Source organism: Streptomyces sp. NPDC005551 (assembly GCF_042871785.1).
Lineage (GTDB): Bacteria > Actinomycetota > Actinomycetes > Streptomycetales > Streptomycetaceae > Streptomyces.
Map to the genome: position 1 here is coordinate 573,679 of NZ_JBIAJE010000003.1, position 13,611 is coordinate 587,289.

9 protein-coding genes are annotated in these 13,611 nt (G+C 72.5%); 8 read left to right on the forward strand and 1 reads right to left on the reverse strand.

Features of this window, described 5'->3' with window-relative positions; translation table 11 throughout:
- Window positions 1-259: 259 nt before the first annotated feature.
- The 6 genes from ACFYP4_RS10855 (at window position 260) to ACFYP4_RS10880 (ending at window position 7,911) form a co-directional block, all read left to right on the forward strand.
- Complete coding sequence (locus ACFYP4_RS10855; protein ID WP_388784691.1) at window positions 260-2,299, forward strand: bifunctional aldolase/short-chain dehydrogenase; 2,040 nt, start codon at window positions 260-262, stop codon at window positions 2,297-2,299.
- A gap of 5 nt (window positions 2,300-2,304) precedes the next feature.
- Window positions 2,305-3,741 carry a rhamnulokinase family protein gene (locus tag ACFYP4_RS10860; protein ID WP_388784694.1) on the forward strand — a complete coding sequence of 479 codons (1,437 nt, stop codon included), beginning with the start codon at window positions 2,305-2,307 and terminating at the stop codon, window positions 3,739-3,741.
- 101 nt (window positions 3,742-3,842) lie between these two features.
- Window positions 3,843-4,598, forward strand: coding sequence for a (Fe-S)-binding protein (locus tag ACFYP4_RS10865; RefSeq protein WP_358852088.1), 756 nt, complete (start codon window positions 3,843-3,845; stop codon window positions 4,596-4,598).
- Window positions 4,595-6,070, forward strand: coding sequence for a LutB/LldF family L-lactate oxidation iron-sulfur protein (locus ACFYP4_RS10870; protein ID WP_358852089.1), 1,476 nt, complete (start codon window positions 4,595-4,597; stop codon window positions 6,068-6,070). Before ACFYP4_RS10865 ends, ACFYP4_RS10870 begins: the two co-directional genes overlap by 4 nt.
- Window positions 6,067-6,732, forward strand: coding sequence for a lactate utilization protein C (locus tag ACFYP4_RS10875; RefSeq protein WP_388784697.1), 666 nt, complete (start codon window positions 6,067-6,069; stop codon window positions 6,730-6,732). Before ACFYP4_RS10870 ends, ACFYP4_RS10875 begins: the two co-directional genes overlap by 4 nt.
- Window positions 6,733-6,882: 150 nt before the next feature.
- Entirely contained in the window at window positions 6,883-7,911 is a 1,029-nt protein-coding gene (locus tag ACFYP4_RS10880; RefSeq protein WP_388784700.1) for a phosphotransferase family protein, read from the forward strand.
- 2 nt (window positions 7,912-7,913) lie between these two features.
- Here ACFYP4_RS10880 and ACFYP4_RS10885 read toward each other — a convergent pair whose 3' ends face one another.
- Window positions 7,914-8,717 carry a SigB/SigF/SigG family RNA polymerase sigma factor gene (locus ACFYP4_RS10885; protein WP_388784703.1) on the reverse strand — a complete coding sequence of 268 codons (804 nt, stop codon included), beginning with the start codon at window positions 8,715-8,717 and terminating at the stop codon, window positions 7,914-7,916.
- 435 nt (window positions 8,718-9,152) lie between these two features.
- On the opposite strand from ACFYP4_RS10885, the gene ACFYP4_RS10890 reads away from it, so the two are divergent.
- Window positions 9,153-10,652: a metallophosphoesterase gene (locus ACFYP4_RS10890; RefSeq protein ID WP_358852093.1), complete on the forward strand. Its 1,500-nt coding sequence runs from the start codon at window positions 9,153-9,155 to the stop codon at window positions 10,650-10,652.
- 816 nt (window positions 10,653-11,468) lie between these two features.
- The gene (locus tag ACFYP4_RS10895) at window positions 11,469-13,553 is read left to right on the forward strand and encodes a transglycosylase domain-containing protein (protein ID WP_388785064.1); all 2,085 of its coding nucleotides are present in this window, start codon (window positions 11,469-11,471) and stop codon (window positions 13,551-13,553) included.
- Window positions 13,554-13,611 lie beyond the last annotated feature (58 nt).

Consider the following 13,611-nt stretch of genomic DNA (forward strand, 5'->3'; position numbering starts at 1 on the left):
CAGCCGGACGCTCGCCGTAGAGCCTGAAGCCGGTGGCCGCCCCCCGGTCGGGGTGGGCCGGTCGCGCAGTTCCCCGCGCCCCTTGCGGGGCACAGCCGGACGCTCGCCGTAGAGCCTGAAGCCGGTGGCCGCCCCCCGGTCGGGGTGGGCCGGTCGCGCAGTTCCCCGCGCCCCTTGCGGGGCACAGCTCAACGCGCGGAAGTCCGCGCCTCTCGTACGACACGCGTACTCGTTCACACTCTCTCTAAGGACCCGGAACATGGCACCCCATCCCGAAGCCGCCGCTCTGCTGGCCCGTTCGCGTCGGCTCGGCGCCGATCCGCGCAACACGAACTACGCGGGCGGCAACACGTCCGCCAAGGGAACCGAGACCGACCCGGTGACCGGCGGCGACGTCGAGCTGATGTGGGTCAAGGGGTCCGGCGGCGACCTCGGCACCCTCACCGAATCCGGTCTCGCGGCGCTCCGCCTCGACCGGCTGCGCGCCCTGACGGACGTGTACCCGGGGGTGGAGCGCGAGGACGAGATGGTCGCCGCGTTCGACTACTGCCTGCACGGCAAGGGGGGCGCGGCCCCCTCCATCGACACGGCGATGCACGGACTGGTGGACGCGGCGCACGTCGACCATCTGCACCCCGACTCCGGGATCGCGCTGGCCTGCGCGGCGGACGGCGAGAAGCTCACCGCCGAGTGCTTCGGCGACAGCGTGGTGTGGGTGCCCTGGCGCCGCCCCGGCTTCCAGCTCGGCCTGGACATCGCGGCCGTCAAGGAGGCCAACCCGCAGGCCGTCGGCTGTGTCCTCGGCGGCCACGGCATCACGGCGTGGGGCGCCACCGCGCAGGAGTGCGAGCGCAATTCGCTGCACATCATCCGCACCGCGGAGGCGTTCCTCGCCGAGCGCGGGAAGGCCGAGCCGTTCGGACCGGTGCTGCCCGGGTACGAGGCGCTGCCCGACGCCGAGCGCCGGGAGCGGGCCGCCGCTCTCGCGCCGTACGTGCGCGCCGTCGCCTCCCAGGACCGCCCGCAGGTCGGCCACTTCACGGACTCCGAGGTCGTCCTGGACTTCCTGGCGAGCGCCGAGCACCCCCGGCTCGCCGCCCTCGGCACCTCCTGCCCGGACCACTTCCTGCGCACGAAGGTCCGGCCGCTCGTCCTGGACCTGCCGCCGTCCGCCTCCCTCGACGACGCGGTCGCCCGCCTCGGGGAGCTGCACGCCGAGTACCGCGAGGAGTACGCGGCCTACTACAGCCGGCACGCCGACGACCAGTCCCCCGCCATGCGCGGCGCGGACCCGGCGATCGTGCTGGTCCCCGGCGTCGGCATGTTCAGCTTCGGCAAGGACAAGCAGACCGCGCGGGTGGCGGGCGAGTTCTACGTCAACGCGATCAACGTGATGCGCGGGGCCGAGTCGGTCTCCACGTACGCGCCGATCGAGGAGTCGGAGAAGTTCCGCATCGAGTACTGGGCGCTGGAGGAGGCCAAGCTCCGGCGGATGCCGAAGCCGAAGCCGCTCGCCACGCGTGTGGCACTGGTGACGGGAGCCGGCAGCGGGATCGGCAGGGCGATCGCCGAGCGGCTGGTCGCCGAGGGTGCCTGTGTGGTGGTCGCCGACCTGAACGCGGAGGGCGCGGCACAGGTCGCCGAGCAGCTGGGCGGACCGGACAAGGCCGTCGCCGTGGCCGTCGACGTGACCTCCGAGGAGCAGATCGCCGACGCGTTCAGGGCGGCCGTGCTCGCCTTCGGCGGCATCGACCTCGTGGTCAACAACGCGGGCATCTCCATCTCCAAGCCGCTCCTGGAGACCACGGCCCGCGACTGGGACCTCCAGCACGACATCATGGCCCGCGGCTCCTTCCTCGTCTCGCGCGAGGCGGCCCGCGTGATGATCCGGCAGCGGCTGGGCGGCGACATCGTCTACATCGCCTCCAAGAACGCGGTCTTCGCCGGCCCCAACAACATCGCCTACTCCGCGACCAAGGCCGACCAGGCCCACCAAGTGCGACTGCTGGCAGCCGAGCTGGGAGAGCACGGCATCCGGGTCAACGGCGTGAACCCGGACGGCGTCGTACGCGGCTCCGGAATCTTCGCGGGGGGCTGGGGCGCGCAGCGCGCGGCCACGTACGGCATCGAGGAGGAGAAGCTCGGCGAGTTCTACGCCCAGCGGACCATCCTGAAGCGGGAGGTGCTGCCCGAGCACGTCGCGAACGCGGTGTTCGCCCTGACGGGCGGCGACCTGACCCACACCACCGGCCTGCACGTCCCGGTCGACGCCGGCGTGGCCGCCGCCTTCCTGCGGTGACGGCCGTGCAGACGTACGCCGCGGTCGACCTGGGCGCGTCCAGCGGGCGCGTCATGGTCGGCCGCGTGGGCCCCGGGTCGCTGGAGCTCACCGAGGCGCACCGCTTCCCCAACCGCCCGGTGCGCGTCCCCGAGGGGCTGCGCTGGGACATCCTCGCGCTGTACGCGGGTGTCCTGGACGGCCTGCGGGCCGCGGGGCAGGTCGACTCCGTGGGCATCGACAGCTGGGCGGTGGACTACGGGCTGCTCGACGCGGACGGGGCGCTGCTGGGCAATCCGGTGCACTACCGCGACCCCCGCACGCAGGGCGTCGCGGAGCGGGTGTGGGAGACGGTGCCGGCCGCCGAGCTGTACGCGGCGACCGGGCTGCAGTACGCGCCCTTCAACACGCTCTACCAGCTGACGGCCGCCCGGCCATCGGCCCAACTGGCCTATGCCGAGCGGTTGTTGCTCATCCCCGACCTGCTGACGTACTGGCTCACCGGCGAGGCGGGCACCGAGCTGACCAACGCCTCCACCACGCAGCTGATCGACCCGCGCACACGCGACTGGTCCCGCGACGTGGCGGACCGGCTCGGCATCGACCTGAAGCTGTTCGCCCCGCTGCGCAGACCCGGCGACCCCGCGGGACTGCTGCGGCCGCACGTCCTCCAGGAGACCGGGCTGACGGGGCCGGTGCCGGTGACGGCCGTCGGCTCGCACGACACCGCGTCCGCGGTGGCCGCCGTCCCCGCCGCGGGTGAGCGCTTCGCGTACATCTGCACCGGTACCTGGTCCCTGGCGGGCCTGGAACTGCACGCGCCCGTCCTCACCGAGGAGAGCCGCGCGGCCAACTTCACCAACGAGCTGGGGCTGGACGGCACGGTCCGCTTCCTGCGCAACATCATGGGCCTGTGGCTGCTCCAGGAGTGCGTACGGGAATGGGGCGGCCCGGACCTGGCCGGGCTGCTCCGGGACGCGGCCGAGGTGCCGTCGCTGCGCTCCGTCGTCGACGCGGGCGACACGGCGTTCCTCGCGCCCGGCCGGATGCCGGCCCGGATCGCGCAGGCGTGCCGGGCGTCGGGCCAGCCGGTGCCCGAGTCGCGGGCGGAGATCACCCGCTGCATCCTCGACTCCCTCGCGCTCGCGCACCGGAGGGCGGTCACCGAGGCGCAGGCGCTCGCCGACCATCCGGTCGACGTCGTGCACATCGTCGGCGGCGGCACCCGCAACGCCCTGCTGTGCCGGCTCACCGCGGACGCCTGCGGCCTGCCGGTCGTGGCAGGCCCGTCCGAGGCGGCGGCCCTGGGCAACGTCCTCGTCCAGGCCCGCGCCCGGGGCCTGGTCGGCGACCGCGCCGCCATGCGCGAACTCCTCGCACACACGCAGCCGTTGGTGCGGTACGAACCGTGCGGCGACCCGGCGGCGTGGGAAGCGGCGGAGAGCCGCCTCACCGGCCGGTGAGCGAGGACGCCCGTGCCGCGCCGCCCGTCCGGTCCCCCACTACGCTGAGCGCGTGGGGCGGGACCCAGTACCCATCCGATGACCGACCCCGAGGAGCCGCGATGCGTGTCGCCCTGTTCCTGACCTGTGTCAACGACACGCTCTATCCGGACACGGGCCGCGCCGTGGTGAAACTGCTGACCAGGCTGGGGGTCGAGGTCGACTTCCCGATGGCGCAGACGTGTTGCGGGCAGGCGCACTACAACACCGGGTACCGGCACGAGGCCGAGCCGATGGCCCGGCACTTCTCCGATGTGTTCGGTGCCTACGAGGCGATCGTGACGCCGTCCGGGTCGTGCGGCGCGATGGTCCGGGAGCTGTATCCGCGGATGGGTGCGCGGGCGCGGTCGGAGGGCCGCGGGGGCGCCCTCGCGGCGAGGCTCGCCGCGGTCGTGCCGAAGACGTACGAGCTCACCGAGTTCCTCGTCGACGTCCTCGGGGTGACCGACGTCGGCGCGTACTACCCGCACACGGTGACGTACCACCCGACCTGTCACGGGCTGCGCGGCCTGGGCCTGGGAGCGAGGCCGCGCCGGCTGCTGGAGGCGGTGAGGGGGCTCGAACTGCGTGAGCTGCCGGGTGCGGAGGAGTGCTGCGGCTTCGGCGGGACCTTCGCGGTGAAGAACCCCGACGTCTCGATGGCGATGGGCACCGACAAGGTGCGCCACGCCGAGTCGACGGGCGCGCAGGTGCTGTGCGCGGCGGACAACTCCTGCCTCATGCACATCGGCGGCACCATGGCCCGGCTCCGCACGGACATGCGGCCGGTGCACATCGCGGAGATCCTGGCGAGCACGGAAGAGGAGCCCCTGGCATGAGCGGGACCTTCGTCGGCATGCCGGCCTTCCCCGCGGCGGCGCGCGAGGCCGTCGACAACCCGACGCTGCGCGGCAATCTGCGCCACGCGACGCACACGATCCGCGCCAAGCGCGCGCACGCGGTCGCCGAACTCGGTGACTGGGCGGCCCTGCGCGAGGCGGGCAAGCGGATCAAGGACCACACACTCCGTCACCTCGACCGCTACCTGGTGCAGTTGGAGGAGTCGGTCACGGCGGCCGGGGGCACCGTGCACTGGGCCGCCGACGCCGACGAGGCCAACCGGATCGTCGCGGACCTCGTGAAGGCGACCGGCGAGAGCGAGGTCGTCAAGGTCAAGTCGATGGCGACGCAGGAGATCGGGCTGAACGAGGCGCTGGAGGCCGAGGGCATCCGCGCGTACGAGACCGACCTCGCCGAGCTCATCGTGCAGTTGGGCAGGGACCGGCCCTCGCACATCCTGGTCCCGGCCATCCACCGCAACCGCGGGGAGATCCGGGAGATCTTCGCGCGGGAGATGGGCGAATGGGGCCGCCCGGCGCCCGAGGGTCTCACCGACACGCCCGCCGAGCTGGCCGAGGCGGCCCGCCTCCACCTGCGGGAGAAGTTCCTGCGCGCCAAGGTCGGCATCTCCGGCGCCAACTTCATGGTCGCCGAGACCGGCACCCTGGTGGTCGTGGAGTCCGAGGGCAACGGCCGGATGTGCCTGACCCTGCCCGAGACGCTGATCTCGGTCGTCGGCATCGAGAAGCTCGTGCCCACCTGGCAGGACCTGGAGGTGTTCCTCCAGACCCTCCCCCGCTCCTCGACGGCCGAGCGCATGAACCCGTACACCAGCACGTGGACCGGCACCGCCGAGGGGGACGGCCCCCGCCACTTCCACCTGGTCCTCCTGGACAACGGCCGCACCGACACGCTCGCCGACGAGGTCGGCCGGCAGGCCCTGCGCTGCATCCGCTGCTCCGCCTGTCTCAACGTCTGCCCGGTGTACGAGCGGGCCGGCGGGCACGCGTACGGCTCGGTGTACCCGGGCCCGATCGGCGCGATCCTCAGTCCCCAACTGCGGGGCACCGGGAGCGAGATCGACGCCTCGCTGCCCTACGCCTCCTCCCTCTGCGGCGCCTGCTACGACGTCTGCCCCGTCGCCATCGACATCCCCGAGGTGCTGGTGCATCTGCGGGAGCGGGTGGTCGAGGGCGGCGCGGTGACCCGCGACGGCGCCAGGGTCGTCCTGAAACCCGCCAAGGGGCACGCCGCGGAACGGGCCGCGATGCGCGCGGCACGGTGGACGTTCACCCGTCCGGGCGCGCTGCGCGCCGGCCAGCGGCTGGCGTCGCGGACGCGCCGTTTCCATCCGCGGACGCTGCCCGGCCCCGGCAGGGCGTGGAGTGCCGGCCGTGAGCTGCCGGCGGTTCCCGCGGAACCGTTCCGCGACTGGTGGCAGCGTACGCACGGCGGAAAGGACCCCAAGTGAGCAGCAGGGACGTGATCCTGGGCCGGGTACGGCGCGCGATCGCCGACGTCCGGCCGGACGACACGCCGTACGAGCAGGCCTTCGCGAGGGACTATCTGCGCGAGCACGGGGAGCGGAGCGTCGCCGAGACGGTGGATCTGCTGGCGGAGAACCTCGCGGACTACCGGGCGGTGGTGCACCGCACGGATCCCGGCGAACTGCCGTACCTCATCATGCGGTTGCTGGCCGCGCGGGGGTCGCGGTACGTCCTCGTGCCGCCGGGGCTGCCGCCCGAGTGGATGTCGGCCGCCGACCCCACCCGGATCCACGACCGCGCCGTGAGCACCGCGCACGAGCTGGACCGGGTGGAGAGCGTCGTCACGGGCTGCGCGGTGGCGATCGCCGAGACCGGCACCATCGTCCTGGACGGCGGCCCCGACCAGGGCCGCCGCCGGATCACGCTGGTCCCCGACCACCACGTCTGCGTCGTACGAGTGCCCGACCAGGTCGTCTCCTCCGTCCCCCTGGCCCTCGGCCGCCTGGACCCGAAGCGCCCGCTGACCTGGATCTCCGGACCGTCCGCGACGAGCGACATCGAGCTGGACCGGGTCGAGGGCGTGCACGGCCCACGGACCCTGGAGGTGGTGCTGGTGAGCGCGGGGGGTGACGAGCGGGCCCAGTGACCGCACCCGTCCGGGCGGGACCGACGCGCTGTGGTGGCCCGTACGGGCCATCGGCACCGGGCCGCGCCCCCCGACGCGGAGTGCGACCCGATGCGGCCGCGCCACCCGGCGTTCCGGCCACGTCGTCCGGCCGCGTGGCAGGATGAGCCCATGTGGGGGCGACTGCCGTTCGGGGACGGGTTGCGGGCCGAGTTGGGAGCGCCCCGGCGCTTCCACGCACTGGACAGCAGCCCTCGCTCACGCGTGTGGCGCGTCGAGTTGCCGGAGACGACGGCCGTGCTGAAGCAGGTCGTCGGCGGTCCTGACGCCGACGAGCGGTACGCCCGCGAGGTGGCCGCGCTGCGCCTCGCCGCCCGGGCCGGGCGGCCCGTCGTGCCCACGATGCTGGCCACCGATCCCGGCCGGCGGATCCTGGTGCTCGAGCACCTGGCCCACCGGCGCCCGGCCGGGGACTGGATCGTCGCTTACGCGACCGCGTTGGCGCGGCTGCATGCCACCGGCCGTCCGGAGGACGCCGGGGTGCTCCCCCGGTGGCAGGGCCCGAATCAGGCCGATGCCGAGTCCTTCCTGCGGCTGGCCGGGGCTCTGGAGGTTCCTGTCGGCGCCGGCGTGTCCGGGGAGCTCACCGGCCTCGTGGACCGGCTCGGCCAGGCACCCGGCCATGCCCTTCTGCACGGGGATCCCTGTCCCGGCAACGACCTCCACACCGCCGCGGGGATCAGGTTCATCGATTTCGAGCAGGCGTCGCTGGGCAACGGCCTGATGGAACTTGCCTACCTGCGCATCGGTTTCCCGACGTGCTGGTGTGTCACGTCGGCGCCGGAGGCGCTGCTGGCACGGGCGGAGAGCGCGTACCGGAAGGAGTGGCGTCTCGTGACCGGCTCAGAGATCCCCGACGGCCTTGCCGACGCCTGCGCCGGCTGGCTGCTCCGCGGTGACGCGCTGGTCGAACGGGCACACCGCGAGGGCACCGATCATCTGGCCCGGATTCCGCACCAGGACTGGACGTGGGGCACCGCGACCGCCCGGCAACGGCTCGTCCACCGCCTCGGGGTCGTCGGCCGGATGACGGCCGAGCACCCCTCGCTCAGCGGCGTGAGCAGTCTCTGCACCGAAATGCGCCGGCGCATGCTCGCCCGCTGGCCCGCGCTTCGGCCCGTCCCGGCCGAGCGTCCCTGACCTCATTCCCGCTCCGGCTCCTCCGCCAGCGTGCCCGCGCGCACCTTGTCGTAGCAGCCGCTGAGCAGCCGGGAGACGTGCATCTGCGAGATACCGAGCTGCTGCGCGATCCCGCTCTGCGTCATGCCGCGGAAGAACCGCAGGTAGAGGATGGTCTGCTCGCGTTCCGGCAGGGCTCGCAGGCAGGGCTTCACGGACTCCCGGTCGACGACCAGGTCGAATCCGGCGTCCGGCTGGCCGAGCGCGTCCCCCAGCGCGTAGCCGTCGTCGCTCCCGGGCAGTTCGGCGTCGAGCGAGAGAGCGGTGAAGCTGTCGAGCGCCTCCAGGCCTGTGCGCACCTCGTCCTCGGTCAGCTGTGCCTCGGCGGCGATCTCGGCGAGGGACGGGTTGTGCCCGGGCGCTGTCTGCGACAGTTCCTTCACCGCCGTACGGACGCGGTTCCGCAGGTCCTGGACGCGCCGGGGTACATGCAGCAGCCACATGTGATCACGGAAGTGGCGCTTGATCTCACCGGTGATGGTGGGGATGGCGTAGCTCTCGAAGGCGTTGCCGCGGGCGGGGTCGTAGCGGTCGACGGCCTTGACCAGACCGAGGGCGGCGACCTGGCACAGGTCCTCGGCGGATTCGCCCCGGCCCCGGAACCGGCCCGCGATGCGCTCGGCCATCGGCAGCCAGGCCCCGACCAGTTCCTCGCGCAGGGCCTGTCGCTCCGGGCCGTCGGGCAGGCCGCGCAGGTGCTCGAAGGCGGCGGCGGTGTCGGGAGCGTCGTCGTGCGGATGCTGCTTGATTCGGACCGTGACACTCATGGTGGGGCAACTCCTTCGAAAGGTGAACGTCACCTGGGGAGCGGCGCCTGAGGAGGTACGGGACACACCCGGGTTTCTGAGCCAGCTCCCACGGACGTGCCTCCTGTCCGAAGCACTAAAGGGGAAATTCCCGTTCCTGAAATGATCGAAACAAATAGCCGCCCGGGTTGACTCGCGGCAACGGGCTGATTCCGAGGCGTGATCGAGTGATTGAAAAGGGTGCTTTTCAATGGCGAGAACATTGACAGCGGGAATTCCCCTCGGGGACGCCTACCGGATTTCACATGACCTTTTCGAACAGGGCCGGTTGCCGTGCCGCGCGCGCGAAGTGGGCGGGATACGAGGCGAGTTGGGAGGGGCGTCCGGCGTCCGGTGCGTGGGCCGAAGGCATGGCCCGGCCGCCGGGGCGGACGGACTCGTTGTTACGGTTCCCCGATGGCTGACTCTTCACGGGACACCGCCGGGGGCGCCGGCTGGGGCGCCTCGGAGCCCGGGGACTACAAGCGCCTGATGCCGCAGCGGGTCGAGAAACTGTCGTGGCTGGACCCGAGGACGCTGTGGCCGGCCCGCAACGGCGTGCTGGCGTCGTGGTTCGGGGACCCCACGGGCCGCACCCGCAGCCGCTGGGCACGGCAGCGCGCGGCCGCCGGCGCCCCCGCGGACCGCGTGATCCGGCGCGACGTTCCGGACCGCTTCTCCTTCATGGTCATCGGGGACACCGGCGAGGGCGACGACTCCCAGTACGCCGTCGTGCCGGGCTTTCTGAAGGTCGGTCAGGACACGAGTTTCGCCGTCCTGGCCAGCGACGTGGTCTATCCGGTGGGCAGCGCCGACGAGTACGGCACGAAGTTCTTCCGGCCGTACCAGGACTATCAGGCACCCGTCTACGCGATACCCGGCAACCACGACTGGTACGAGGACCTCCAGGGCTTCATGCGCGTCTTCTGCGACGCCCCGCCCCTCGCCCCGCAGCCAGCCTCCCGCCGACCGGCGTCGGCGTGGCTGCGTTCGCTGCTGTGGCACAGGCCACGCCCGGTCGACGAGCAACGCCTCGCCGCGGCACGCGCGTTGCGCTCCGCACCGGCTCAACAGGCCGTGCAGCCCGGCCCGTACTGGGCGATCGACGCGGGACCTGTGCGCATCGTCGGCATCGACACCGGGCTCCTGGGCACCGTCGACGCCGAGCAGGGCCGGTGGCTGCGCGAGGTGTCCGCGGGGGACGTCCCGAAGATCCTGATCACCGGTTCCCCCCTGTACGTGGACGGGGAGCACCATCCCTGCGCCATCGAGGGCGGCGGCACGGTCGACGACATCGTCCGCGACCCCCGCCACCACTACGTCGCGGCGATAGGCGGGGACATCCACAACTACCAGCGCTACCCGGTGCGGGTGGACGGCCGCACCGTCCAGTACGTGGTCGCCGGGGGCGGCGGCGCGTTCATGCACGCCACCCACACCATTCCCCGGGTCTCCGTCGCCGGCGTCACCGAGGACGACTTCCGCTGCTACCCCCTGCGCGGTGACTCGCTGGCCTTCTACAGCAGGCTCTACGGACGGCGGCTGCGGATGCGCCGCTTCTTCACGCTCGGCGAGGCAGAGGCGACCGCGGTGATCGCCGAGCGGCTCGGTATCCGTCCGACCCGCACTCCGGGGACGCCCGTGCGCATCACCCGGCGCGCCCGGCTGGTGGCGGGGCTGCTGGGCGCGGGCCGCCGCCCCGGCCGGCACGCAGGGTTCCGGCTCCCCGTGCGCAAGACGTACACGCAGCTCTTCTCGCCGGGATCGGCGACGTACAGTCCGCCCTTCTTCAAGTGCTTCCTGCGCCTGGACGTCGGCCCGGACGCGGTCCGCCTGCGCTGTTTTTCGGCCACCGGGAACCGTGCTCAGGAACTGGAGCCGCCCGTCGAGGACGAAGTGATCATCCCGCTGCGGTGAACCGGGAACCGGCTCGGCGGCCCGCCGCGTCCTTCACGTGACCGAAACGGAATGCAACTGTCCGCTTTCTGTCTGGTATCCGACGGAAGAGATCACTGTGACCACTGATAATTTGTGGGTGCCGCGATGTACCGAAAGGTCGGGGAGGGGGGCTCGCAGCCGCGTGCGCGGCAGCTGCATCGACCCGCGCGAGCAAGACTGAGTGCGAGGGAGACGCAGGCATGTCCACGTCATGGCAGCGAATACGCGAGGTGCACCCCGGCGGGGGGCCGCGGCCGGAAACCTTCCATGGCTAGACCCGAGGAGAGCGGCGGCCCGCACCGTCGCGAGGACGCCCCGCAGCAGTCCGGCTCCCCCGAGCCCGCCCGCCGCACGCCCCCGTCCGACGGCGAGGAACCGGCACCGTCCCGCCCCGGCGCCGCGGAGCGGTCCGGCCGGGACGCCGACGCGCCGCCGCGCACCGATCCCGAAGCCACCATGGCGCTGCGGGTCCCGGACGCCCCGGAGCCCGCACCCCGCCCGCGGGAGCGCACCGATCCGGAGGCCACCATGGCCCTCCGGACGCCCGACCTCGAGGCGCTCGCGGCCAGGGCCCGGGCCCTGCACCCGAAGCCGGACGCCGCGAAGCCGGGCGCCGCCAGGTCCGGCGCCGCGCAGTCGGGCGCCGACAGGTCCGGTGCCGGGAAGTCAGGTGCCGCAGAGCCGGGCGCTCCGAAGCCGGGCGCCCCGAAGCCGGGTGCCGCGAAGCCGCCGCGTACCGGTGACACCCCCGCGGCCTCCCCCGGCCGGCCCGCCCGCACCGACCCGGAAGCCACCATGGCGCTCCGGGTGTCGGACCTGCCGAAGCCCGTGGAGCCGCGCAGCGGGCCCCGCCGCAAACCCGGACCGTCGAAGGCCTCGGGCGTCGTGGCGGCCGCCGTCTCCGCACGCCTCGCCCCCGTCCTCGAGGGCGCCGCGCCCTACGCCCGGCGGCTGCGTCCGAAGTACCCGCGGCCGGGCCGCACCGACTGGCGGCGCTGGATACCGTCCTGGCGCCAGTGGCTGGGCGCCTTCCTGACGCTCTTCGCCGCCACCGCCTCCCTCCTGGGCGTCGCCTACGCCACCACGGAGATCCCGGACAACCTCAACACGTACGCCACCCAGCAGGACAACGTCTACTTCTGGTCGGACGGGACGCCCATGGCCCGTACCGGGTGGGTGCGACGCCAGGAGATGCCGCTCAAGGACATCCCCGAGCAGGTGCGCTGGGCCGTGCTGGCCGCGGAGAACCAGAGTTTCTACTCCGACCCCGGCATCTCCGCCAGCGGCATCACCCGCGCGCTGTGGCGCACCGTCGGCGAGGGCGACACGCAGGGCGGCTCCACCATCACCCAGCAGTACGTCAAGAACGTGTACCTCTCCCAGGACCGGTCGGTGGGCCGCAAGCTCACCGAGGCCATGATGGCCATCAAGCTCGACCAGAAGATGAGCAAGGACCAGATCCTGGAGGGCTACCTCAACACCAGCTGGTTCGGCCGGGGCACCTACGGCATCCAGCGGGCCGCGCAGGCGTACTACGGCAAGGAGGTCAGCGAACTCAACGTCAGCGAGGCCGCCTTCCTCGCCTCGCTGCTGAAGGGTGCCGGCCTCTACGACCCCTCGCTCAGCGGCGGCAACCACGCCCGGGCCGTGGAACGCTGGTCCTGGATCCTCGACGGCATGGTGAGGACCGGCAAGCTGTCGGCGTCCCAGCGGGCGAAGTACACCGAGTTCCCCGAGCCCCTCAAGCAGTCCCAGGTCTACGACACCGGCCACCAGAGCGACTACCTCGTCGAGCTGGCGACCCAGTACGCCAAGAAGTCCGCGCACATCTCCGACCAGGAATTCGACCTGGGCGGCTACCAGATCTACACCACCTTCGACCGCAAGCGGGAGAACGCCCTGACCGCGGCCGTCGCCCGCGCGCGCAAGGCAGCCCGCAAGGACGACCCCGACAAGGCGAAGACCGCGCACTACGGAGCCGCCTCCGTCGCCGACGACGGCCGGATCCTCGCCGTCCACGGCGGCCCGGACCACCGCAAGCAGGGCTACAACGAGTCCAACGCGACGACCGTCCCGGCGGGCTCCGCGTTCCTGCCGTTCGTCTACGCGGCCGGACTGGAACACGGTGTGCGCAAGGAGCGGGACACGACGACCACCACCGTCATCGGCCCCGACTCCGTCTACAACGGGGACGACGACGTGCCCGTCACCACGCCCGAGGGCCCCTACTGGGACCGCAGCGGCAAGAAGGTGACCGCCCACAACGACGACGGCAAGTCCTGGGGACAGATCCCCCTGCACAAGGCGCTCGCCTCGTCCGTCAACGCGCCGTTCATGCAGCTCGGCCTGGACACCGGCCTCGACAAGGTGCGCCTGACCGCTCAGGCGGCCGGACTGCTGTCCTCCAGCATGGGCCCGCAGGTCCCCGAGCTGTCGCTGGGCAGCTCGACCCCCAGCGCGATCCGCATGGCCAGCGCATACGCCACCTTCGCCGCCGAGGGCACCCACACCGAGCCCTACTCGGTGCGCCGCATCACCCGCAACGGCAGTGTCGTCGCGCTGAGCACACCCAAACCCCGCCGAGCGATCAGAGCCGAGGTCGCGGGCCAGGTCACCGAGGCGCTCAGGGAGTCCTTCCGCACCCAGCACCCGGACGCGGCGCCGGCCTCGACGACGGTCGCGGGCAAGGGCGGCACCACCCAGAAGGACACCGCCGGCTGGTACGTGGGCACCCACCGCTCGGTGTCCACGGCGGTCGTCACCTACCGCATGGACCTGTCCGAAAGCCTGGAACCCCTCCCGCTGAAAGGCGTGGCCGGTACGCCCGCCACCTCCGTCCCCTACGACATCTGGTCGCGTGCCATGAGCCCGCTCAGCTGACGCGAGCGCCGACGGCACCATTCCGCTCCGCTCTCCCTCCTCGCAGAATGCGCCACCG